Source organism: Geodermatophilus sp. SYSU D01176 (assembly GCF_054050015.1).
In genome coordinates this window covers 26,985-49,582 of sequence record NZ_JBJGYN010000027.1, presented here as the reverse complement: position 1 = coordinate 49,582, position 22,598 = coordinate 26,985, and the positions used below count along the sequence as shown (strand labels likewise).

Below are 22,598 nucleotides of genomic sequence, written 5' to 3'. Positions count from 1 at the left end.
CCAGATGTCCGATGGTGACGCAACCCCCGTGTGGCCCAGACTCCTCCGCACCACCAGGCCGACAGCACCCGTCCAGTGGAGGATCTCGTGGACGTGTCGTGGGAGGACGCGCTGGCCCTCGCCGACCCGGTCGTGCACCGCACGCCCCGGCACCGGGTCCGAGGACGGCACGGGGCAGGCGCCCGGTGACCGCCGTCGGCACGCCGCCGGCCACGGACGCCGGCCGCACTTTCTGGCGGGCGGCGCTCCTCGCCGGCGGGTGGACCGGCCTCCCGCGCTGGGCAGTCAGGCCGGTGCCCGGCACGGCCGAGGTCGAGGTGCCCCTGTCCGACGCGACGCTGGTCGCTCTGCGACGGATCGCCGACCGGCTCACCGTCCCCCTGGGGTCGGTGCTGCTGGCCGCGCACGCCCGGGTGCTGGCCGACCTCACGGGGGGGCCGGACGTCGTCACGGGCTACGTCGCCGGCGACGGCCGTTCGCCACTGCCCTGCCGGCTCTCGGTGGACGCCGCGACGTGGCGCGAGCTGGTGCGGCACGTCGCGACGACCGAGGCCGGGCTGCTGGCACACCGGCACGCGGACGTCGACGCGCTGCGCCGTGAGCTGGGGACCCGCGGGCCGTCGTCGGAGGTCGTGTTCGATCCCACCGGGGCGGGCGGCGACCTGGTCGACGGCGCCGTGCTGGAGGTCGCGTCCGTGCACCACCGCGGACGCCTGGCGCTGCGGCTGCGGTACCGCTGCGACGTCCTGGACGCCGAGGCGGCGGCCCGGATCGGCGGGTCCCTCCGCACCGCGCTGGACGTGCTGGCCGGGAACCCGGAGGCCGACCCGGTGCCCTGGGCCCGGCCGACCTGCGCGCTGGCTCCCCCCGCGGTCCCCGCCCCCAGGGTCCCGGGGGACGACGGCCCGTGACGTCCTCCTCCGGGCCGGGATGACCCCGTGGTGCCGGCGTACGGGCGGCCACCCTGGCCACGGTGGGGACCGGACCCGGTGCCGCTGCCCGGGGTGTGCCAGGTGTGGTGGGCCCGGCCGGTCGACGTCCGCCCGGAGCACGACGCGCTGCTCGGCGAGGCGGACCTGGTCCGGCGGGCGCGCCTGGCCTCCCCGGCCGACCGGCAGCGGCTGACGGCGGGCGCGGCGGTCGCCCGGCTGGTGCTGGGCGCCGCGCTCGGGACGCCCCCGGCCGCGCTGCGGATCGACCGGACGTGTCCCGCGTGCGGCGGGCCGCACGGCCGGCCCCGGCTGGCCGACACCGAGGGGCTGCACTTCTCGATCTCCCACGCGGGCCACTGCGTCGCCGTCGCCGTCCTGCCCGGCGGCCCGGTCGGCGTGGACGTCGAGGCGGACGGCCGGTCCGCGCCCGGGCAGCCGCGGGCGTCCACCGCCGCCCGGGCGCGGCGCGAGGCGGTGCTCAGGGCCACCGGCGAGGGGGTCGGGATCCCCGCGGACGGGCTCGTCGGCACCCCGCCGTCCACCCCGCTCCGGCTGCTGGGGCGGGACGGGCCGGAGGCGGTGTGGCTGCGCGACCTGCCCGCGCCGGCCGGCTTCGTCGCCGCGCTGGCGGGCGTGGGCACCGCCCCGGACGACGTCGTCCGGCGGGACGCCGGGCCGCTGCTGCGTCAGAGCAGCCGGCGGCTGTCCGGCCCGACCACCCGCAGCCAGCGGTACCCGTAGCCGTCGAGGGTCAGCTCGACCGCACCGTCCTCCGCGACCGGCGTCGTCCGGGTGACCAGCAGGTCCTCCAGCCGGTGGTCGGCGCCGCAGCCGTCGAGCGCCAGCGGCACGGTGCGCGGCTCCGGGCACAGGTTGTGGACGGCGACCAGCGCGCCGTCGTCCCAGCTGCACAGGTGGGCCAGCACCTCGGGGTGCGGCTGGTCGAGCAGCCGGAACTCCCCCCAGCCGAGCTCCGGTGACTCCCGGTACCGGCGGATGAGCAGCTTCGTGAACGACAGCAGGGAGCCCTCGTCGCGGCGCTGGTCGGCCACGTTGACGAACTCGGGCGCGAACCCGCCGTCGACCACCGGACCGGGCAGCCGGTCGGGGTCGGCGGTGGAGAAGCCGCCGTTGAGGCCCGACGTCCACTGCATCGGCGTCCGGACGGCCAGTCGCCCCTCGGCGTCGAGGTCCTCCCCCATGCCGATCTCCTCGCCGTAGAACAGCACCGGGGTGCCGGGCAGGCTGAACAGCAGGCTGTAGACCATCCGGATGCGCCGCGGGTCGCCGTCCAGCATCGGCGGCAGCCGGCGGCGCAGGCCGCGGCCGTAGACCTGCATCCGCTCCTCCGGGCCGAAGGCGGCGAACACCTCCTTCCGCTCGTCCTCGGAGAGCTTGTCCAGGGTCAGCTCGTCGTGGTTGCGCACGAAGGTGGCCCACTGGCTGTCCGGGTTCACGGCGGGCCGCTCCTGCAGGGCGCGGGTGACCGGGCCGGCGTCGGCGCGGGCCAGCGACAGGTAGAGGGCCTGCATGCCGACGAAGTCGAAGAGCATCGTCAGCTCGTCGCCGTCGGCACCGCCGAAGAACTCGACCTGCTGCTCGTGCGGCAGGTTCACCTCGCCCAGCAGGATGCCGTCGCCGGTGCGGCGGCCGAGCAGCCGGCGCAGCGCGCGCAGGTACTCGTGCGGGTCGGGGAGCGCCTCGGCGTCGTCCGGCTCCACCTCCAGGAAGAAGGGGACGGCGTCGACGCGGAAGCCGGACAGGCCGAGCTGCAGCCAGAAGTCCATGACCTTGGCGACCTCGTCCCGCACGCGCGGGTTGGCGACGTTCAGGTCCGGCTGCTCCTTGTAGAAGCGGTGCTGGTACCACTCGCCGGTCGGCTCGTTGAACGTCCAGAGGCTGTGCTCCTGGTCGGGGAAGACGACCTGGTCGGAGGTGTCCGGCGGCTCGTCGTCCCGCCAGACGTAGAAGTCGTGGAAGGGGTCCTCGCGGCTCTGCCGGGCCCGCTGGAACCACGGGTGCCGGGCCGAGGTGTGGTTGACGACCAGGTCGGCGATCACCCGCATGCCGCGGTCGCGGGCGGTGCGGATGACCTCGACCAGGTCGCCGTGGGTACCCAGTCGCGGGTCGACACCGTAGAAGTCGGTGATGTCGTAGCCGTCGTCGCGCTCGGCGGTCGGGTAGAAGGGCATCAGCCACAGGCAGGTCACGCCGAGGTCGGCGAGGTGGTCGATGCGCTGGGCGAGGCCGGCGAGGTCGCCGCAGCCGTCGCCGTCCCAGTCCATGTAGGTCTCGACGTCCAGGCAGTAGACGACGGCGTTCTTCCACCACAGGTCCGCGGTGTCGGTGATCCTCACGGCAGCACCGCCGGCTGCGGTTCCTGGTGCGGACGGCGCGGCTGCGACGGGCCGACCGGGTCGATGGCCACCGCCGGAGCGGGGTGGGTCGGGGCGAACTGCGGGAGGACGTGCGCGCCGAAGGCGTCGAGGAAGGGCAGCTGCTCCTTGCCGACGTGGTGCAGGTACACCTGGTCGAAGCCGAGCTCGACGTACTCGGCGATCCACTCGGCGTGCTGGCCGAGGTCGGCGGAGACGCGCACCGCCGCGGCGACGGCCTCGGGTGTCACGTGCGCGCTGGCCTGGTCGAACGCGCGGGTGGTGTCGAGGTCCCAGCACAGCGGCGGCGGGAAGACGTTGCTGCGCCACTGGTCGTGGGCGATGGCCATCGCGCGGTCGGGGTCGGGGTCCCAGGAGACGTGCACCTGGATGGTGAGGGTGCCCTGGCCGCCGGCGTCGCGGTAGCCGTCGATGAGCTCGCGGAGGGTGTCGTGCGGCTGGTTGATGGTGACCAGGCCGTCGGCCCAGGCGGCGTGCCGGCGGGCGGTCGCGGCGGTGACGGCGGGCGCGATGAGGGCCGGCTGCTGCTCGGGGAGGGTCCAGATGCGGGCGCGGTCGACGGTGACCAGGCCCTCGTGGCTGACCTCCTCGCCGGCCAGCAGCGCGCGGATGACGTCGACGCACTCGCGCAGCCGGGCGTCGCGGATCTCCTTGCGCGGCCAGACGTGGCCGGTGACGTGCTCGTTCATCGCCTCGCCCGAGCCGAGGGCGACCCAGAAGCGGCCGGGGAACATCGCGCCCAGGGTGGCGATCGCCTGGGCGACGATCACCGGGTGGTAGCGCTGGCCGGGGGCGTTGACCGCGCCGAAGGGCAGGCCGGTGGTGGCGAGGGCCGCGCCGAGCCAGGACCAGGCGAAGCCCGAGTGGCCCTGGCGCTCGTTCCACGGCTCGAGGTGGTCAGAGCACATGGCCGCGGTGAAGCCGACCTCCTCGGCGTGCTGGACCGCGCGCAGCAACTCCGCGGGGTGGACCTGCTCGTGCGAGTTGTGGAACCCGATCACCGTCATGCGGGGCCCTCTACCCCGCCGCCGCGCCCGCTACCTGCGGACTCGGCCCGGCGGCGGCGGCGGACCCGGCCCGGCAGTGGCGGGGTGGCGCCGGTGTCGCGGTGCAGCGCGGCCGGTGCCTCCGGACCGTGACCGCCCGGATCCCGCGGTGGGCGGGGGTCGCCGCCGCCGGGGGCGGTGCGGGCTGGTGCGGTGTCAGCCGACCTCCGCCGTCGAGGCCACTCCAGGGGCTGCCGGCTGGTGCGTCCCGGGTGTCGGCAACCGGGGCGACCATCGGTGGGTGTTCCGTCCCGGCGCGAGTACCTTGGCGGCCGCGCCGCAGCAGCGGCTCCTGACAGGCCGTCCCGTTGGCCTGGCGGATCACGGGTCACCCGCTCCAGGCGACTCACTCCGGGGTCGTCGAGAGGGTTCGTCGACCAGCCGGACCCGACACACCGGAACCGCTCATGAGCACCGACCACGATCAGCCGTCCCCCGAGCCTGTCGATGTCAACGCCGCCTTCGCCGAACTCGGCCGGCTGTCCTTCGACGACAACTCCCTGGACGAGATGCTGCAGAAGGTCGCGGACCTGGCCAAACGGGTCATCCCCGGCGTCGCCGAGGCCTCGGTCAGCCTGGTGTCCAACGACAAGGCCACCACCGCGGCCTACACCGGAACCCTGGCGCTCGACCTCGACGAGTCGCAGTACGGTCGCGGCTACGGCCCATGCCTGGAAGCCGCGGTCGGTGAGGAGATCCGGGAGATCACCGACGCCCGCGAGGAGACGCGCTGGCCGGACTACGCCCAGCAGTGCGTCGAGCGCGGCGCTCTGAGCTCCATGTCCGTCCCCGTACCGGTACGGGAGGCCATCCACGGCGCCCTCAACCTCTACGCGGTCGAGACCGACGCCTTCGACGACGACGCCAGAGACGTCGCCCGAGCCTTCGCCTCCTACGTCGCCGTGGCCGTGCACAACATGCACCTCTACGAGAGCACCCGTGACCTGGCCGAGAACCTGGACCGGGCCATGCAGACACGAGCCGTCATCGAACAGGCCAAGGGCATCCTGATGAGTCAGAGACGCTGCGGCGCGACCGAGGCCTTCGGCCTCCTCGCACAAGCGTCCCAGCGGTGCAACCGGAAGCTCCGCGACATCGCCCAGTCCATTGTCGACGGTGTGAGCGGCAGCCCCAGCAACGAGAACTAGTGGCCATGCGTTGCCTACGTGTCCCTCGGTGGGCCGCCTAGGGACAGCTCGGTCAGTCGCGGTGGCCGTCGGCTCGCGAAGGGCGGTCGGGCGGCAAGGGCCAGCGCGGCTCCCGGACACCCGCACCGCCTGAGCGGTCGCGCAGGCTCACGCGGACCACGATCGTCGACGACGACATCCGCCGGCCGGGTCTCGGCAACTGATCCGTCACGCGTCAGGGCTGACCGTGACCCCAGTACGACGACACCCACTCCGCGTCCTCGATGTCGAGTTCCAGCCCCCGCTCCGCGCACAACCGCGGCATCGGCAGCCGCGGTCCTAGAAGGGCGGCGGGTCGTCGGCGGGGCCGGGTGCCGGTGGTGGCCGGTCGGGTGGTCGGGTGCGGACGCGGGGCCCGGTCAGCTGCGGGTCCGGTGGCCGGCTGGTGCGGGTCACCCCGCTGGGTGCCCGCACCGTGAGGATCCCGTCGGGGGTCGTGGCGTAGACCCAGCCGGGGGGCGAGGGTCTTGGGCCGGTGGTGCCGGCGGCACCGGCAGCACAGGGTGGCGCAGTCGGTCGCCCCGCCGTTCGCGTGCGGGAGGACGTGGTCGGCGTCGGCCCAGCCGGTCCGGTTGTCGCAGCCGGGATGCCGGCAGGTGCGGTCCCGGGTGTGCAGGAACCGGCGCTGCGCGGCGGTGGGCTGGTACGCGTCGGTCGGCTCCGGGCGGCCGATGAGCGGGCAGCCGCAGGCCCCGGCCGGAGGGGTGGGGCAGCCGCGGCGGGCCGCCTGCCGCAGCTCCCGCAGCGTGGCGACGGCCTGCGGGGCGCCGGTGTCGTCGGTGCAGGCGGCGCTGAGGCTGCCGCCCGGCGGCGTCTGGAGGCCGATCGCGTCGAGCTGGGCGAGCAGGTCGCGCACGTGGGCGGCGGTGATCGGGGTGCCGGCCACCGCCCCGGTCGGCCCGGGCACCGCTCCCGGCGGGGTGAACGCGGCCGGCACCGGCGCGCCCGACGCCAGGAACCGGTCGGGGTCAGCGCCCCGGCGGCACCTGCACCTCGAGGTGCGCGGCCACCGGGTCGGGCACCCGCCACGGGCGCAGCACCAGATCGACCAGGATGCCCGAGCGCAGCAGGCCGAGCGGCCGGGCGGTCAGGCAGGAGTCGCGGTACCGGACCCCTCGGTGGGCGTGCTGGCCCCGCCGAGCAGCAGCAGCTCGGCGTCCGTGTGCTCCAGCGGTGCGGCGAACAGGTAGCCCTGCGCGAGCGCGACCTGCCCGTCGCGGAGGTGGGTGCGCTGGCGCTCCTGCTCGATGCCCTCGGCGACGATCTCCAGGTCGAGGGTGTGCCCGAGGGTGATCAGCCCGCGCAGGATCGCCGGCATCGCGCCGGTGTCGTCGATGGTGCTGACGAAGGACCGGTCGATCTTGAGGATGTCGACGGCGAACTGCCGCAGGTGGGACAGCGACGAGTAGCCGGTGCCGAAGTCGTCGAGGGCGACCTTCACGCCGAGGCCGCGCAGCTCGTGCAGCCGCTCGGCGGCCAGCACCGGGTCGCGCACCAGCACCGACTCGGTCAGCTCCAGCACCAGCGCGGACGGCGGCAGCCCGCTGACCGCCAGCGCCGTCCGGACGTCCTCGAGCAGCCCGGGTGACCCCAGCTGGGACGGCGAGACGTTGACCGCCATCGACAGCTCGGCCGCGGCCGGGTGGTCGCGCCGCCAGGCGGCCGCGGCCGTGCACGCCTGCGCGATGACCCACCGGCCGATGGCGGGCACCAGCCCGATCTCCTCGGCGACCGGTAGGAACCGCTCGGGCAGCACGACGCCGAGCACAGGGTGGTCCCAGCGCAACAGGGCCTCGAAGCCGGTGACCCGCTCGCTGCCCAGATCGACGACGGGCTGGTAGACCAGCCGGAACTGGTCCCCGGCGATGGCGGCCCACAGGTCGGCCTCCAGCTGCCGGCGTTCGGCGGCGGCCGAGCGCATCTGCGGGTTGAACACGACGGAGCGGCCCCGGCCGGCGCCCTTGGCCCAGTACATGGCGTTGTCGGCGTCCCGCAGCAGGGAGGACGCCGTCGCCGCGACGTCCCCGGTGGCGATGCCGATGCTCGCCGAGACGCTGACCCGCTGCCCACCCAGGTCGACCTGGTCGGCCAGCGCGGCGTGGACCCGCTCGGCGATCCGGGTGGCCTCCTGGACGCCCGGCGAGCGCTCGACGAGGATCGCGAACTCGTCGCCGCCGAGGCGGGCGAGGGTGTCCTCGGTCCGGACGGCGGACTGCAGCATCCGCCCCACCTCGCGGATCAGCCGGTCGCCGGCGGCGTGGCCCAGGCTGTCGTTGACGGCCTTGAAGCCGTCGAGGTCGAGGAAGACGACGGCCACCTCGCCGCCGCTGCGCGCGGTGCGGCGCAGCGCCAGCTCCAGCCGGTCGGTGAACAGCGCGCGGTTGGCCAGCCCGGTCAGGACGTCGGAGAAGGCCAGCCGGGCCAGGTCGGCCTCGGTGCGCCGCACCCGACGGGCGGCGAGCGCGGCCGCACCTGCGCCGGCCACGCCGCTGAGCAGCAGGTGCAGCAGCACCTGCTCGGAGCCGGTCGCCAGCCGCGCGGCGGCGACGTGCGCGACGGTCAGCGTGGCCGCCAGCACCCCGGAGAGGACCGCGATCTGCAGGCCGCGGGCGGGGGGCCGTGCCGGGGCGTCGTCCACTGCTGGCCTTCCGTCGGGGGCGTACCCGTCGGTCGTCGGCCGCTGGGGCAGGCGGCTCGAGCGATCCGGGCCGGCCGTCACCCCGAGGGGTGAGCCGGATCAGCCCGGCAGGTGCGCGACCCGGCCCGGGTCGTTGGGCACGTCCACGTGCGCCCCGGTGCCGTCGCGGCGGGGACCGTGCACCCTCCAGCGGCCGGGGGTCACGGGCGCCGGTACCAGCGGGGCGACGTGGACGGCGGCGGCGTGAGCGCTGCCCGCACCACGAGGACGTCCGGGCCGTCGGTGACCATGCTCTCGGCCAGCGCGGCGGCGAACTCCGCGCCGAAGCCGTCCACCGCCCGGGCGGGCACCCCGAAGGACCGCGCGAGGGCGACGAAGTCCGGGGTCACCAGGTCGACGCCCCGTGTCGGGACGCCGGCGTGCACCTGGTCGAACCGCAGCATCCCGTACCCGCCGTCGTCGACGAGGACGGTCGTGACCGGCAGCTGCTCCTGGGCGAGGGTGGCCAGCTCCCCGCAGGCGAACAGGAAGCCGCCGTCCCCCACGAGGACCAGGGCCCGGCCCCGGCCGGCGACCGCCGCCCCGATGGCGGCCGGGAAGGCGTAGCCGAGGGTCCCCCAGCCCAGCGCGTACGCCAGCCGGCGCGGTCCCGGGACGCGGGCGAAGGCGGCCGCCCAGTAGCCGGCGATGCACATGTCCGCGAGCAGCACGCCCGTCCGGTCGGACACCCGGTCGAGCGCGTCGAGCAGCGCCTCCGCCTGCGGCTCCTCGGCGCGGACCAGGGCTCGCACCTCGCCGGCCAGGGCGTCGCGGGCCGTGGAGAGGGCCGGCAGGCCGTCCCGCTGCGGCAGTCCGTCGAGCAGCCGGCCGAGCACGGCCCCGACGTCGCCGGTCACCACGACGTCGGCCGGGTAGTTCTTCGCGGCGTCGGCGGGGTCGACGTTGACCGCCAGCAGCGCCGGCGGGCGCGGCATGGCCCAGTTCTGGGTGTTCGTGCCGTCGAGGTCGCTGCCCAGGGACACCACGAGGTCCGCCTCGTCCCACAGCCGGCCGACCGCGGGGACGTGCGGCGGGCCGGGCACCAGGCAGGGGTGGTCCGGCGGCAGCAGGCCGCGCCCGCCGAAGGTGGTGACGACCGGGGCGGCCAGCCGCACGGCGAGCTCACCGACGAGGTCGCCGGCCCCCGACCGGAGCGCCCCACCGCCGGCCCACACCAGCGGGCGGCGGGCCCGGGCGAGCAGCTCGCGGGCGCGGGCCAGCTCGTCCTCGTCCACCGGGTTCGCGGGGACGGGCGGCACCGGCGCGCGGGCCACGTCGCCCGCCGGTGCGGCGAGCAGGTCGGTGGGCACGCCCAGGTGGACCGGCCCGGTCGACGGCCGCAGCGCGGCCGAGCCCGCGCGGACGGTGTCGGCGTACAGGTCCTGCACCGCCGAGGTCACCACGGTGGCCTTCGTGACCGGCGCGAACAGAGCCGCCTGGTCCCGGGTCTCGTGCAGCACGCCCCGGTACACGCCCGGACGCCGCAGGGTCGACGGGATGTCGGTGGCCACCACGAGCACCGGCGCCCCCGACGCCATGGCCTCCCCCGTGGCCCCCAGGGTGTTCGCCGCGCCGGGGCCCGTCGTCACCACGGCCACGCCCAACCGGCCGGTCGCGCGGGCGTACCCGTCGGCCGCGTAGACGGCGGCCTGCTCGTGCCGGACGCCGAGCACCCGGAGCCCGGCCGCGGCGGCCGCCTCCCAGACGGCGAGGTTGTGCACCCCGGGGAGTCCGAAGAGCGTCTCCACGCCGAGGTCCTGCAGGGCCGCGACGAGGTGGTCCGCACCCGTCGCGGCCTCGGCGCGCTGGGCTCTCATCGGTCTCCCGGGGCAGTGCGGACACCGGGGCCGATGCTGTCGGACGCGACCCGGCCGCGCGACCCGACGAGAGCGGCACCACTCGCGTCCTGCCGTGTGGGCGGCGGGCGCGCTGGGGAGTATCGGGGGGTGACGCGCACTCCCAGCACCGACGAGTGGGGCATCGACGCCAGCTGGCTCGACGCCCTCGACGAGGAACACCAGGTCTCCGAGGCCACGATCGAGCGCCTGCGCGAGGTGATCGGCACCCCGCCGGCCGACCTCGAGGACCGGGCCCCCATCGTGGCCCGCCCCGGCGACGCGCTGGAGGTCGACGAGGCCGAGGTGACCCTCGAGGACGGCTCCACCCGGCACGTCGACGGCGAGCTGCCCGACGACTTCCCGCTCGGCTACCACTGGCTGCAGGCGCCCGGGGGCCCGCGCCGCCGGCTCATCGTCTCCCCCGGCCGGTGCTGGCTCCCCGACGGGCGGGCCTGGGGCTGGGCGGTGCAGCTGTACGCGACCCGCAGCCGCGGCAGCTGGGGCATCGGCGACCTCGCCGACCTGCGCGCCGTCCGCGAGATGGCCGCGGACCAGGGCGCCGGGTTCGTGCTCATCAACCCGCTGCACGCCGTCGCGCCGACGCCGCAGCAGGAGGCCAGCCCCTACCTGCCGGCCACCCGCCGGTTCCGCAACCCGGTCTACCTGCGGGTCGAGGAGGTGCCCGGCGCGGACGCCGTCGACCTCGACGCCGCCGGGCCCGCGCTGAACGACGGCGAGCTCATCGACCGCGACGCGATCTGGGCGCGCAAGCGGGAGGTGCTGCGCCGGGTCTTCGACGCCGCCGGCAGCGACGCCCCGGCCTTTCCCGACTGGTGGTGGCACCAGGGCCAGAAGCTGCAGGACTGGGCCAGCTGGTGCGCGCTGGCCGACGTCCACGGCCCCGACTGGCACACCTGGCCCGAGGAGCTGCGCGACCCGCGCAGCGACGCCGTCGGCGCCTTCGTGGCCGAGCACGAGCGCGCCGTCGCCTTCCACGCGTGGCTGCAGTGGTGCCTGCACCTGCAGCTGGAGCGGGCCACCGAGGGCATGACCGTCATCCAGGACCTGCCGATCGGCGTCGCCGGCGGCGGCGCCGACGCCTGGACCTGGCAGGACGTGCTGGCCCAGGGCGCGTCCGTCGGCGCCCCGCCGGACGCCTTCAACGCGAACGGCCAGGACTGGGGCTCGCCGCCGCTGGTGCCCTGGCAGCTGCGCGCCGCGGACTACGAGCCGTTCGTCGAGTCGATCCGGGCCACGATGGCCGGCGCCGGCGGCCTGCGCATCGACCACGTCATGGGCCTGTTCCGGCTGTGGTGGGTGCCCACCGGCGGCAGCGCCGCGGACGGCGCCTACGTGCGCTACCCCGCCGAGGACCTGCTCGACATCGTCGCGCTGGAGAGCTCCCGCGCGCAGGCCGTCGTCGTCGGCGAGGACCTCGGCACCGTCGAGGAGGGCGTCCGCGAGGCGCTGGCCGAGCACGGCATCCTCAGCTACCGGCTGCTGTGGTTCGAGGAGGAGCCGCCGGCCCGGTGGCCCGAGACGGCGATGGCGGCGATCACGACCCACGACCTGCCCACCGTGGCCGGGCTGTGGACCGGCGCGGACGTGGAAGAGCAGCGGGAGCGCGGCACCGGGACCGACGAGGAGCTCGAGCGCGGCCGGATGTCCCTGCTGGAGAAGCTGCCGGGCCTGCGGAAGAACGCCCGGCCCGAGACGGCGGTGAAGCGGGCCCACGAGCTGCTGGCGCAGGCGCCGTCGCTGCTGCTCTCGGCCACCCTGGACGACGCCGTCGGCGAGCGGCGCCGCCCGAACATGCCCGGGACCACCGACCGGCCCAACTGGTCGCTGCCGCTGCCGGTGCTGGTCGAGGACCTGCCGGCGCACCCGCTGCTGCAGACGGTCGCCCGGACCCTCGCCGAGGGGGTCATGGGCTCCTGACCGCTCCCGGCGAGATCGGCGGTCTCGCACGCTCCGAGGCCCGGAACCGTGCGAGACCGCCGATCCCGTCAGCAGGGGGGTCCTCCTTCAGGACGCCGCCCCCTCCTGGTCCCGCGTGCCGCTGCCCCGCCCCTCCTCCAGGGTGTCCGTGCCGGGCCCGCCCACCAGGGTGTCGTCGCCGTTGCCGCCGTCGAGGGCGTCGTCGCCCAGACCGCCCAGCAGGACGTCGTCCCCGTTGTCACCGGTGACCGCGTCCGCACCGGCGCCGCCGCAGAGGACGTCGTCCTCGGTGCCGCCGATCAGCACGTCGTCCCCACCGAGGCCCATGACCACGTCGCGGCCGTCGGTGCCGTGCAGCTCGTCGTCGCCCTCGGTGCCGCGGATCGTCGGGGCGAGACCCTGGCAGCGCTCCTCCAGGTCGATCCCGACGACCAGCGGGTCGTGGTCGCTGGACCGGTACGGGCCCGGCGCGTACAGCGCCCGGTCACCGGCGTACTGGTAGGCGGACGACTCCACCGAGTTGATGCTCCAGTGCGCCACGCCGGTGACCTTGGCGGTCAGGGACGGGGTGGCCAGGGCGTGGTCGAGCGAGCCCGACAGCGCGCTGAAGACGTAGCCGTACCGGCCGGGGTCGAACTCCTCGCCGAGGTCGGTGTACCCGGCCTCCCGGAGGGCCTCGATCGGGTCCTCCCGCGTGTAGGCGTTGAGGTCCCCCAGGAGCACGACGTCGGGGTCGCCGGTGGCCTGCGCCAGGCGCCCGGCGAAGGCGGCCACCGACTGCGCCTGCCGGACCCGGTCGCCGGTGAAGGCCCCCTGACCGTCGCCGGCGTCGGCGTTGTCGTTGCCCGACTGCGCCGGATCGCTGTCGTTCTTGGACTTGAAGTGGTTGGCCACGACGGTGAAGGCGTCGCCGTCCTCGGTGAACGTCTGCGCCTGCGGCTCACGGGCGTTGGCCCACACGCTCTCGTCGACCAGGCCGACGGGGTCGCCGACCGGCCGGACGACGTCGCTGCGGTAGGCGATCGCGTTGCGGATGACGTCGCGGTCGACGGCGTAGAGCTCCTGCGACATCGGCACGAACGCCCACACCTCGGCGCCGGCTTCCTCGTTCAGCCGGCGCACCAGGTCGGCCAGGGCGGTGTCGGCGTCGCCCGGCGTGAGGCCGGTGGAGTCGGTGTCCTCGACCTCGAGCAGGCTGACGACGTCGGCGTCCAGCGCGGTGATCGCCTCGACGATCTTGTCGGCCTGCCGCTCGAACTGCGCGCCGTCGCGGGCGCCGCGGGCGTCCGGGCCGGTCCAGGTGAGGAAGTAGTTCAGCACGTTGAAGGTGCCCAGCCGCACGTCGCCGCCGACCTCCTCCGGTGCCTCCGGACGGGTGTCCTGCCCGGCGAGGACGCCGTCCGCGGTGCCGTCGGCCGGCTGCAGCCGCCACGAGCCGAAACCGAAGCCCATGACGAGGGACTCCCGGAACCGCGCGACGTCGCCGACCCGCACCGGCGTGGTCGGCGAGAGGTGGGGCCGCCGCGTGGTGCTGGTCGAGGCGTCCCGGCCGTCGTCGAGCACGATCCGGCGCGCGGCGTTGTCGCGGGCCACCTGCGCCGCCGCCTCGGTGCCCGGCCGGGCCAGCTCGGTGGGCTGCACGAGGACGCCGCCCTGCGCGAGGGTCAGCTCGCCGTACCGGGTCAGCGCGAAGACCTCGCTGACCGTCAGCTCGTCGGCGGGCTCGACGAGCATCCCCTCGACGCGCTCGCGGGCGGCGTCGTCGGCGGGCAGGTCGAGCGGCGCGGCCACCGGCTCGGCCACGCGGTCGTCCGCGCAGACCGCGACGCCGGTGCTCGAGGTGATCTGCGTCTGGCCGGAGAACTCGCCCGCCGTCCCGGTGACCGCGACCTCGTCGCCCAGCGCGACCGGGACGGTGCTGGACACGAAGACGCCGTCGGAGGTCGCGGAGTCGCCGTCCCCGGCGTCCTGCAGGTGGAAGCCATGGAAGCCACCCGTCCCCTGGAGGTCGCCCACGACGGTGCCGCGGACGGTGACCTGCTGCCCGGCCAGCGGCGTCGCCGCGCCGGCGCCCTGGACCGCGCCGATCGCGTGCGCGACCGGGGCCGCGCAGACGTCGGCCGGCTCGGGCTCGCTGCCGGCCCCGTCGACCGACCCCCGGGACGACGCCGCGGGTCCCGCCCAGACCAGCCCGTCGGCCGTGGCGTCGTAGGTCCGGGACAGCGACTGGCCGACGGGTGTGCTGTCGGGCTCGGAGACGCCGATGTCCGTGCTCGTCCGGCCGGCGGCCGGCCCGTCGGTCGCCGTGAGGACGCCCTCGTAGGAGAGGAACTCCAGGACGGCGCCGTCCCGCAGGAGGGCGAGCCCGTCGGGACTGCCGTTCTGCAGGCCGGGCGTGTCGACGGCGACGACGGACGCACCGGCCGCCGGCGCGGGCACGGGGATCTCCGCGTAGGTCGCCCCGCCGTTGCCGTTGTAGAGGACGATCGAGAGCCCCGAGGAGTCGGCGCCCGCGGGGACGTGCACCTCGACGAACTCGCCGGTGTCGGTCCCCACGTTGTCGTAGTGGATCTCCGAGACGTGGGGCGCGGTGGGTGCGGCGGCCGACGCGACGATCGGCAGCCCGGCGACGGCGAGGGAGACGGCGGCGACGCCGACGGCTGCGCGAGCGGCTCCGCGGCCGGCTGGTGGGTGCACGGTGGAGGACCTCCGGTGGACGGCGTGACAACCGGACGCTGACTGTGCCCCGTGGACACTGTCGTGACCGTAGGTGAGCGATCGATGACGCGCCAACGACGATCAGGCATCACGTCGGGTCACCCGCGGGGCCCACGGGGCGGGGGTCGTCGGCCGTAATCACCGCGCGCATCCCGAGGCATTCCGGCCGAACAGGCGTTCGACCTCGTGCGACACTCTGCGGCGTGGCTGGTGGCATGCACCCCGGGCGGTCGGGTCGCTCCCTCGGGGAGCGGGCGGCGCGCTCGGGCGTCGGCCCGCCCGATCCGCCCGAACCCGCGCGGCAGGCCGGCGTCGCCGGGGACGGTCGGACGCGGGGCCGGCACTGCTGGGTGCACGACCCGCCCGGTGCTCCCGGCGTCTGGCCGGGGCTGCTGGTGGAGTGGCGGCAGGCCGAGGGCGGCTGGCACGGCCGGGTCACCTACGCCGTCGCCGGGCCGCAGGGGACGGTCCTGGTCGAGGCCTGGGTCCCCGCGGCGCTCCTCGAGCAGCGCTGATCACGGGTTACCGCCGCCTCCGGGTGGCTATGGGCTCCCCCGACGCACGATCCCCGACGAAGTGGAGAGACCCGTGAGCGAGCCCGACCGCCCCGACCTCGACGACGTCATGGAGACGACGGAGTCCGCCCCGCGTGACCGCCAGGAGCACGCCGGCGGCTACGCCCGCCCCAACGACGACGCGCTCCAGCACCGCACCGAGCAGGAGCGGCAGATGGTGGACGCCGACGACGCCGACCCCGCGGGCGCCGACACCCACTCCGCGACCGACTGAGCGATGACATCGCGGTCCTCCGGACCGCACCGCGGCCAGGTGCCGTACCCGGCGGGCGCTGAGCCCGTCCGCCGTACCGCGCCGGGAGGGCTCCCCCCTCCGCGTCGCGGCACGACCCTCGCCGGCGGCTCACCCGGGTGGCCGCGGCCAGGTGCCGTACCCGGCGGGCGCTGAGCCCGTCCGCCGTCGACGTCCCCGTCCCAGGAGGTCTCGTGAGCCGCCTCCGGCCGGGGGACGTCGCGTGCTGGGTGCTGAAGTCCACCCGCCCGCCGGAGCGGATCGAGCCCGGCTGGCGGGTGGGCACGGCGATCGAGCTGACCCGCTGCGTCCGGCGCTCCTACCGGCTCGACCTGCTGCACCCCGGCCAGCCGGTCCTGCTGTGGGTCAGCGGCCGCACCGCGCCCGGGGTGCACGCCCTCGGCGAGGTCACCGGCGAGGCCGAGGAGCACGACGGTGGCCCCGTCGTCGCCGTCCGCCTCGCCCGGCTGCCCGCACCCGTCCCCCGCGCCGCCCTGCTGGCCGATCCGACCACCCGCGACGCCGAGGTGCTCCGGATGGCCGCCGGCAGCAACCCGTCCTGGCTGTCGCCGGAGCAGTACGCCGCCGTCCTGGCCCACCTGCCCCCGCATCCGCAGGGCGCGCTGGGACCATGGCCCGTGTGACTCCCACCCGGTACCGCTGGGGCGCGATCGCCTGGCTGCTGACCCTGCAGTTCTTCGTGGTCGAGACCGTCGTCCAGCTGCAGACCGGCGGCTCCTACCGCCGCGCCGACGACGTGATCAGCGAGCTCGGCGCGTCGACCTCCGCAGCACCGCTGCTGATGAACGCCTCGTTCGTCGCGCAGGGCCTGCTCATCGGCACTGGGGCCGTGCTGCTGCGCCCGGCGCTGGCCGGGCTCGGCGGCCGGATGGCGTCGGCCTTCCTCACCGCGGCCGCCGTCGGCATCGGCCTCGTCGGGGTCTTCCCGCTCGACGGGCAGGAGGACCTGCACCAGGCCGGCGCCGGGCTGCACCTGGTCGGCGGCGGCCTCGCCCTGCTGGCCCTGGCCTACGCCGTGCGGCCCCGCTCGGAGGTCCTCGGGACGGCGCTGGCGCTGCTGGGCCTGCTGAGCACCGCGATGACCGTGTTCTTCGCCGTCGGCATCACCTCGCTGCTCGGCGAGGGCGGCACGCAGCGGGCCTCGGCCTACCCGATCCCGATCGGGCTGGCGCTGGCCGGTGCCGGGCTCTGGGTGCTCAGCCGCCGCCCGCAGGCCGAGCGGCGACCGTCCCGCCGTGACCTGCGCGCCCAGGAGCGGGCCGAACGCACCGAGCGCGCCCGGGAGCGGGACGCCGCACTGGAGCCCGCGACCGGCCAGCCGCAGGTCGCCCGCCCCGGCACCGACGCCGAGCCGGACGACGACTTCGACCCCGAGGACCCCTGGGCCGCGCCCCGCCGCCGCCGATGAGGTACTCCCGGGCACCTGGCCCCGTCCCGGGTCCCGCCCCGAGCCTGCGAGGGGCGGGGAGGACGGGGTCCTTCTTCACCTCGCGGGCTCGAACCGCAGCACCTCGCTGACCGGACGCCGCTGCGAGACGGTGCCGCCCTCCGTCGCCGGATAGCCCATCCGCAGCAGCATCTGCGGATAGCCGACCAGCGACAGCCGGGCGCGCATCCGGGTGCGGGTGGCCGGCCAGTCCAGCGCCTGCGTCAACGGCGAGGACGCGAGGCCCTCCGTCGTCGCGGTCAGGAGCAGCCGGGCCAGTGCCCGGCCGGCGAGCAGCCACGCCATCCGGTCGTCGCCCTCGGTCCCGAGCAGGACGACGGTCGGCCGCTCCACCTCCGGCGGAGGCGCGGCCGGGTCGCCCGCCGGCAGGAAGGCGTGGTGCACGCGGCTGCCGGCGACGAAGTCGCGGACCAGCCAGTTCGACGGCCGCGTCGCGGGGTCCTCCTCGGGGACGGCGCCGACCGGGATGCCGTCCACCGCCGCCGGGTCGGTGCGCAGCCACCGCTCGAGTTCGGCGAGGTACTCGGGCTCGCTGCGCTCCATCTCCTCGGCGCGCGAGACGAGGAAGGCGGTGGCGACCTCCTCGTCGGACCCGGAGACCGCCTTCACCCAGACCCCGAACCGGCCGGCGTCGGCACGGAACCGCTCCACCACCCCGTCGGGGACGGCGCGCGGCAGGAACGGCGCCCGCTCGGTGTGCCGGCGGCCGATCGCCTCGGCCATGGCGACGTCCGCGGGCTTGACCTCGCGGGGTGATCCGGCGCGCACGGTGGCCAGGTGGTCGGGGTCCTCCGGCGCGGGGAGCAGGTCCACCTCGGCCCCGGTGCCGGCGGCCTCCAGTGCGACGACGGCGAACTCCGCAGCGACGCCGCAGCTGATGACCTGTTGCCGGCCGGTCGGGTCGAGGACCGGCAGCGCCCGCTCCCGGTCGCGGTGCAGCTCCAGCCGGTCGCCGGAGGCGGTGAAGCGCCACGGCTGGGTGTTGTGCACCGACGGCGCCCGGGTCGCGGCGGCCACCACCGCCGTCCACTGCTGCTCGTCCATCCCCGCTCCTCCCCGCCCGGGACGACGGCCCCGACTGCCCCTGCCTACTGCACGGACGGCCGCGGGTCGACGGTCGCAGGGCCTTTCCGCGATCGGCCGGGCGGGGGGACGATGCCCGCCATGAGCGCACCTGACACCGGTGTCCGCAGCCTGCGGGTGCTCGTCGGCTACGACGGGTCGCCCAGCGCGGTGAACGCGATCGAGGCGGCCGCCATGCTCCTGCCGTGGGCCACCGCCTGGATCGTGCACCTGTGGGAGCCGCCGTTCACCTCCCCGGAGCTGCGGCACCGCGTCCTCGAGCGCGCCACCAACGCCGAGGCGCTCGGCCGGCTGATGGAGACCGAGGGCCACGCCGAGGCCGAGCGGCTCGCCCGCAACGGCGTGAAGCTCGCGCAGGCCGCCGGATGGGACGCCGAGCCGCTGGTCAAGCGCACCTTCGGCGGCGACGGCTACCAGTTCGCCCGGACCGCCGAGGAGCTCGACGCCGACCTGGTGGTGGTGGGCTCGCGCGGCATGAGCGGCATGCGGGCCACCATGGGCAGCCTCTCGGACCTGGTCGTGCAGGCCAGCCCGGTGCCGGTGCTCGTCGTCCCCCACCCCCTGACCACCGCCGAGTGGGCGGCGGCCGAGTCCGGGCCGGTCCTCGTCGGCACCGACGGCTCGTCCCACGCCCAGCGCGCGCTCGAGGCGGCCACGACCCTGATGCCGCACCGGCGGCGGCTGCTGGTCGCCGTCCAGGAGCAGGAGAGCTCACCCACCCCCGCGGGCGTGGAGGGCACCGAACTGGTCACCGTCAGGTGCTCGGGGCGGGCCGGCCGGCCGCGGGCGACCGCGGCGACCCTCGCCGACGAGGCCGCCCGCCGCCGCGCGGCGCTGCTCGTCGTGGGCAGCCGCGGCCGCGGTGGCGCCAGGGACGCCCTGGTCGGGCACGTGACCCGTGCCCTGCTGCACAGCGCCCACCGGCCGGTGCTCGTCGTCCCGGCTCGCGCCGCCGGCTGACCCGGCCCCGCCTGCAGGGTCCCGCCGCGAGCCGGCGAGTGGTGGGGCGCAGGGGGTCCTCCGTCAGGCGCCCGCGCGGGCCGGCTGCACCTGCGGCCGCCGCAGCGGCGCACGCCGCCGGGACAGCGCCACGCCGGCCAGGCAGACCGCGCCGCCGACGACGGCGAGGACCGGTGGCACCTCGCCGAGCAGCAGCCAGCCCATGAGCACCACGAGCGGCGGCACCAGGTAGGTCGTGACGCCGAGCCGCCCGGCGTCGGTCCGCGCCAGGGCGTACGCCCAGGTGCTGAACGCCAGCGCGGTCGGCACCGCGCCCAGGTAGACGAGACCGGCCACCGATCCGGGCGGCGCCTGCCCCAGCTCCGCGGCCAGCGACCCGGCCCACGGCAGGCAGCAGACCGCCCCGACCGCGCATGCGATGGACGTGACCTGCAGCGGGGGCAGTCGGCGCAGCACCGGCTTCTGCGCCACGACGCCCACCGCGTAGGTGACGGCCGCCACCAGGCACAGCAGCACGCCCAGGACGTCGGCGTCGGCGCCGCGGGTGGCCAGGCCGATCAGCAGCACGCCCGCGAAGGCGACCGCCAGGCCGGCGACCAGCCACCGCGGGAAGCCCTCCCCCAGCCACAGCCCGGCGAGGACGGCGATGAGGATCGGCCCGACGTTGACCAGCATCGCCGTCGTCCCGGCGTCCAGGTGCCGCTCGGCCGCGTTGAGCGCCACGTTGTAGACGCCGAACCAGCCGACCCCGCACACCGCGAGCAACCGCCACTCGCGCCCGGTGGGCGGCACCCACGGCTGACGAGCCACCACCAGCAGCGCGCCGAGCACCGCGGTGCCGACCAGCAGCCGGCCCAGCGCGAGCGGTCCCGGCGAGAGGTCGGCCCCCACGGCGCGGATGGCGACGAACGCCGACGCCCAGGCCAGCACGGTGACGACGACGGCGGCCAGGACACGGACGGCGGGACTGCGGGGCACGCCGCGACCCTAGGTCGGCCCACCGACGCTCCACCGGCGCGTTCCGGACGTCGTCCTCCCCGTTGCGGTCTCTGGCAGGAGTGGCCCCGTCGCGGGGAGGACGGGGTGCTTCTTCAGCCGCGCAGGTGTTCCTCGTAGGTGCGCCGCCCGCGCGCTCCGCGGGTGGGCAGCGCGCCGCCGTCCCGGACCGCCGCCGACAGCCGTCCGGGGACCGGGGTCGCCACGACGCGGGCGCCCGGCTCGCGGGCGGCCGCCCAGGCCCGCGCGGCCTCGGCCGCCGTCAGCTCCTCGGGCCCGCCGTACTCGACGACGTCCCCCGCCGGAGGCCCGGCCGCCACCTCGGCGGTGTGGGCGGCGGCCTCGGCCACGTCGACCGGCTGCAGCCGCCAGCCCATCGGCACCGGCAGCACCGGCCCGCGGCGGGCGGTGGCCAGCAGCTCGTCGACGAAGTCGTGGAACTGGGTGATGCGCAGCAGGGTCACCGGCAGCCCGGAGGCAAGCAGCACCTGCTCGGCGGCGTACTTGGCGTGGTAGTAGCCGTAGGGGATCCGGTCGACCCCGACGATGGAGACGAAGACCAGGTGGCGCAGCCGCTCGCGGTCGACCGCCTGCACCAGCCGCCGCGTGCCGGCGACGTCGGCCTCCCAGTAGTCGCCGCGCGCGTCGCTGGCCGCGTGCACGACCACTTCCGCGCCGGCCAGCGCCTGCGGCAGGTCGCGGCCGGTGGCCAGATCGCCGCGCACCCCGCCCGGGCCGGTCCCCCGCCGCGACATCTGCCGCACCCGGTGGCCGCCGTCCTGCAACCGATCGGCCACCCGCCGCCCGAGCCGCCCCGTCCCGCCCGTCACCACAACGTCCATGCACCGCAGTCTGGCGGGACCGGTCCGTCCCGGCGTGCCGGAGCCTCGTGATCTCACATGCGAGATACCGTGACTGCTCGTGACGGTCACCGAACCCACCACCGATACCGCTGACACCCGGGCCCACGAATCCAGCGCTGACGCCCGGGCGCACGAGTCCAGCGCTGACACCCGGGCGCACGAGTCCAGCGCCATGCAGCGCATCGGCATGCTCGTCCGCGACGCCCGTCGGCACCGGGGCCTGACCCAGCAGCAGCTCGCCGAGCGGCTGGGTACCAGCCAGAGCGCCATCGCCCGCATCGAGCAGGGCGGGCAGAACCTCACCCTCGAGCTCCTCGGCCGGCTGTCCGAGGCGCTGGAGCGGGAGCTGTTCAGCGTCGGACCCTCCGGGCCCACCCACCTGCGGGTCACCGGCGGCGTGCCGCTGCGCGGCAGCGTCACCGTCAAGTCCTCGAAGAACGCCGCCGTCGCCCTGCTGTGCGCGGCCCTGCTCAACCGCGGCCGGACGACGCTGCGCAACGTGGCCCGCATCGTCGAGGTCGAGCGGATCCTCGACGTGCTCCGCTCGATCGGTGTCTCGGCGACCTGGGACGCGGCCGGCCGGGACCTCAGCCTCGTCGTCCCCGAGGAGCTCGACCTCGCCGGCATCGACGCCGACGCCGCCCGCCGGACCCGCAGCATCATCATGTTCCTCGGCCCCCTGCTGCACCGGGCGCCGGTCTTCGACCTGCCCTACGCCGGCGGGTGCGACCTGGGCACCCGCACCGTCGAGCCGCACATGATCGCGCTGCGCCCCTTCGGTCTGGAGGTCGAGGCCCGCGGCGGGCAGTACCACGGTGAGGTCACCACGCCCGGCACGGCCGACCGCACCATCGTGCTCACCGAACGGGGCGACACCGTCACCGAGAACGCGCTGCTGGCCGCGGCCCGCACCGACGGGACGACGACCATCCGCAACGCCAGCTCCAACTACATGGTCCAGGACCTGTGCCTGTACCTGCAGCTGCTCGGCGTCGGCATCGAGGGCCTGGGCACCACCACGCTCGTCGTCCGCGGGAAGCCGGTGCTCGACGCCGACGTGGACTACACGATCAGCGAGGACCCGGTCGAGGCGATGAGCCTGCTGACCGCCGGCATCGTCACCGACTCCCAGCTCACCGTGTGCCGGGCGCCGATCGAGTTCCTCGAGGTGGAGCTGGCCACCCTCGCCGAGATGGGGCTGCGCTACAGCCTCTCGCCGGAGTACCGGGCCGACAACGGGCACACCCGGCTGGTCGACGTCACCATCTCGCCGTCGCAGCTCAAGGCGCCGATCGACAAGATCCACCCGATGCCGTTCCCGGGCCTCAACATCGACAACCTGCCGTTCTTCGCCGTCATCGCGGCCGCGGCCACCGGCTCCACCTTGATCCACGACTGGGTCTACGACAACCGGGCCATCCACCTCTCCGACCTGACCCGGCTCGGCGCCGACGTCCGGCTGCTCGACCCGCACCGCGTGCTGGTGACCGGCCCGACCCACTGGTCCAGCGCCGAGGTGGTCTGCCCGCCGGCGCTGCGCCCGGCGGTGTGCATCCTGCTGGCGATGCTTGCGGCGAAGGGGACGTCGGTGCTGCGCAACGTCGACATCATCGCCCGCGGCTACGAGCAGCTCTACGAGCGCCTGGTGGAGATGGGCGCCCGCATCGAGGTCTTCCACGACTAGGCCGT

At 75.8% G+C, this 22,598-nt stretch carries 19 protein-coding genes; 10 read left to right on the top strand and 9 right to left on the bottom strand.

Features of this window, described 5'->3' with window-relative positions:
• The first annotated feature begins 185 nt into the window (after positions 1-185).
• On the top strand, positions 186-911 hold the full coding sequence (locus ACI78Z_RS15355; RefSeq protein WP_457037401.1) for a hypothetical protein: 726 nt from the start codon (positions 186-188) through the stop codon (positions 909-911).
• Between the two features lie 78 nt (positions 912-989).
• Positions 990-1,673, top strand: coding sequence for a 4'-phosphopantetheinyl transferase family protein (locus ACI78Z_RS15350; protein ID WP_457037400.1), 684 nt, complete (start codon positions 990-992; stop codon positions 1,671-1,673).
• Here the strand turns inward: ACI78Z_RS15350 and ACI78Z_RS15345 are convergent.
• Together ACI78Z_RS15345 and ACI78Z_RS15340 are read right to left on the bottom strand one after the other, a co-directional pair.
• Entirely contained in the window at positions 1,619-3,289 is a 1,671-nt protein-coding gene (locus ACI78Z_RS15345) for an alpha-amylase family protein (RefSeq protein ID WP_457037399.1), read from the bottom strand. The two genes, ACI78Z_RS15350 and ACI78Z_RS15345, sit on opposite strands and share 55 nt — an antisense overlap.
• Positions 3,286-4,335 (bottom strand): TIGR03885 family FMN-dependent LLM class oxidoreductase, encoded by a 1,050-nt coding sequence (locus ACI78Z_RS15340; RefSeq protein WP_457037398.1) that lies wholly within the window; start codon positions 4,333-4,335, stop codon positions 3,286-3,288. The genes ACI78Z_RS15345 and ACI78Z_RS15340 overlap by 4 nt, the downstream gene beginning before the upstream one ends.
• Before the next feature lie 446 nt (positions 4,336-4,781).
• Here ACI78Z_RS15340 and ACI78Z_RS15335 point away from each other — a divergent pair, with 446 nt between their 5' ends.
• Complete coding sequence (locus ACI78Z_RS15335; protein ID WP_457037397.1) at positions 4,782-5,522, top strand: ANTAR domain-containing protein; 741 nt, start codon at positions 4,782-4,784, stop codon at positions 5,520-5,522.
• Between the two features lie 214 nt (positions 5,523-5,736).
• Here the strand turns inward: ACI78Z_RS15335 and ACI78Z_RS15330 are convergent, their stop codons facing one another.
• The 3 genes from ACI78Z_RS15330 to ACI78Z_RS15320 all read right to left on the bottom strand — a co-directional run bounded on the left by ACI78Z_RS15330 (position 5,737) and on the right by ACI78Z_RS15320 (position 10,055).
• Positions 5,737-6,468, bottom strand: a complete 732-nt coding sequence (locus tag ACI78Z_RS15330; protein ID WP_457037396.1) for an HNH endonuclease signature motif containing protein — start codon at positions 6,466-6,468, stop codon at positions 5,737-5,739.
• A gap of 180 nt (positions 6,469-6,648) precedes the next feature.
• Positions 6,649-8,199: a putative bifunctional diguanylate cyclase/phosphodiesterase gene (locus tag ACI78Z_RS15325; protein WP_457037395.1), complete on the bottom strand. Its 1,551-nt coding sequence runs from the start codon at positions 8,197-8,199 to the stop codon at positions 6,649-6,651.
• 200 nt (positions 8,200-8,399) lie between these two features.
• On the bottom strand, positions 8,400-10,055 hold the full coding sequence (locus tag ACI78Z_RS15320; protein WP_457037394.1) for a thiamine pyrophosphate-binding protein: 1,656 nt from the start codon (positions 10,053-10,055) through the stop codon (positions 8,400-8,402).
• 129 nt (positions 10,056-10,184) lie between these two features.
• Between ACI78Z_RS15320 and malQ the strand changes: the two genes are divergently transcribed.
• Positions 10,185-12,014, top strand: a complete 1,830-nt coding sequence (gene malQ, locus ACI78Z_RS15315) for a 4-alpha-glucanotransferase (protein ID WP_457037393.1) — start codon at positions 10,185-10,187, stop codon at positions 12,012-12,014.
• A gap of 87 nt (positions 12,015-12,101) precedes the next feature.
• Here malQ and ACI78Z_RS15310 read toward each other — a convergent pair whose 3' ends face one another.
• Complete coding sequence (locus ACI78Z_RS15310; protein ID WP_457037392.1) at positions 12,102-14,711, bottom strand: ExeM/NucH family extracellular endonuclease; 2,610 nt, start codon at positions 14,709-14,711, stop codon at positions 12,102-12,104.
• Positions 14,712-14,935: 224 nt separating this feature from the next.
• Between ACI78Z_RS15310 and ACI78Z_RS15305 the strand changes: the two genes are divergently transcribed.
• From ACI78Z_RS15305 to ACI78Z_RS15290, 4 genes are all read left to right on the top strand, one after another.
• Entirely contained in the window at positions 14,936-15,247 is a 312-nt protein-coding gene (locus ACI78Z_RS15305) for a hypothetical protein (protein ID WP_457037391.1), read from the top strand.
• Between the two features lie 73 nt (positions 15,248-15,320).
• Positions 15,321-15,521, top strand: coding sequence for a hypothetical protein (locus tag ACI78Z_RS15300; RefSeq protein ID WP_457037390.1), 201 nt, complete (start codon positions 15,321-15,323; stop codon positions 15,519-15,521).
• A 212-nt stretch (positions 15,522-15,733) separates the two neighbouring features.
• Positions 15,734-16,183 carry a hypothetical protein gene (locus ACI78Z_RS15295; RefSeq protein ID WP_457037389.1) on the top strand — a complete coding sequence of 150 codons (450 nt, stop codon included), beginning with the start codon at positions 15,734-15,736 and terminating at the stop codon, positions 16,181-16,183.
• A complete protein-coding gene (locus ACI78Z_RS15290) occupies positions 16,171-16,968 on the top strand; it encodes a DUF998 domain-containing protein (protein ID WP_457037388.1) in 798 nt (265 codons plus the stop codon). Before ACI78Z_RS15295 ends, ACI78Z_RS15290 begins: the two co-directional genes overlap by 13 nt.
• 75 nt (positions 16,969-17,043) lie before the next feature.
• Here the strand turns inward: ACI78Z_RS15290 and ACI78Z_RS15285 are convergent, their stop codons facing one another.
• Complete coding sequence (locus ACI78Z_RS15285; RefSeq protein ID WP_457037387.1) at positions 17,044-18,051, bottom strand: Acg family FMN-binding oxidoreductase; 1,008 nt, start codon at positions 18,049-18,051, stop codon at positions 17,044-17,046.
• 120 nt (positions 18,052-18,171) lie between these two features.
• Between ACI78Z_RS15285 and ACI78Z_RS15280 the strand changes: the two genes are divergently transcribed.
• The gene (locus tag ACI78Z_RS15280; protein ID WP_457037386.1) at positions 18,172-19,050 is read left to right on the top strand and encodes a universal stress protein; all 879 of its coding nucleotides are present in this window, start codon (positions 18,172-18,174) and stop codon (positions 19,048-19,050) included.
• 63 nt (positions 19,051-19,113) lie between these two features.
• Here the strand turns inward: ACI78Z_RS15280 and ACI78Z_RS15275 are convergent, their stop codons facing one another.
• Both ACI78Z_RS15275 and ACI78Z_RS15270 read right to left on the bottom strand, forming a co-directional pair.
• The gene (locus tag ACI78Z_RS15275) at positions 19,114-20,028 is read right to left on the bottom strand and encodes a DMT family transporter (protein ID WP_457037385.1); all 915 of its coding nucleotides are present in this window, start codon (positions 20,026-20,028) and stop codon (positions 19,114-19,116) included.
• Between the two features lie 113 nt (positions 20,029-20,141).
• The gene (locus ACI78Z_RS15270) at positions 20,142-20,888 is read right to left on the bottom strand and encodes an SDR family oxidoreductase (protein WP_457037384.1); all 747 of its coding nucleotides are present in this window, start codon (positions 20,886-20,888) and stop codon (positions 20,142-20,144) included.
• 79 nt (positions 20,889-20,967) lie between these two features.
• On the opposite strand from ACI78Z_RS15270, the gene ACI78Z_RS15265 reads away from it, so the two are divergent.
• Positions 20,968-22,593: a helix-turn-helix domain-containing protein gene (locus tag ACI78Z_RS15265; protein ID WP_457037383.1), complete on the top strand. Its 1,626-nt coding sequence runs from the start codon at positions 20,968-20,970 to the stop codon at positions 22,591-22,593.
• Positions 22,594-22,598 lie beyond the last annotated feature (5 nt).

Bases quoted from the DNA above. Each gene is read 5' to 3' on its own strand.
- ACI78Z_RS15335 (WP_457037397.1), top strand. From the start codon at position 4,782: ATGAGCACCGACCACGATCAGCCGTCCCCCGAGCCTGTCGATGTCAAC.
- ACI78Z_RS15285 (WP_457037387.1), bottom strand. From the start codon at position 18,051: ATGGACGAGCAGCAGTGGACGGCGGTGGTGGCCGCCGCGACCCGGGCG.
- ACI78Z_RS15290 (WP_457037388.1), top strand. From the start codon at position 16,171: ATGGCCCGTGTGACTCCCACCCGGTACCGCTGGGGCGCGATCGCCTGG.
- ACI78Z_RS15270 (WP_457037384.1), bottom strand. From the start codon at position 20,888: ATGGACGTTGTGGTGACGGGCGGGACGGGGCGGCTCGGGCGGCGGGTG.
- ACI78Z_RS15280 (WP_457037386.1), top strand. From the start codon at position 18,172: ATGAGCGCACCTGACACCGGTGTCCGCAGCCTGCGGGTGCTCGTCGGC.
- ACI78Z_RS15340 (WP_457037398.1), bottom strand. From the start codon at position 4,335: ATGACGGTGATCGGGTTCCACAACTCGCACGAGCAGGTCCACCCCGCG.
- ACI78Z_RS15320 (WP_457037394.1), bottom strand. From the start codon at position 10,055: ATGAGAGCCCAGCGCGCCGAGGCCGCGACGGGTGCGGACCACCTCGTC.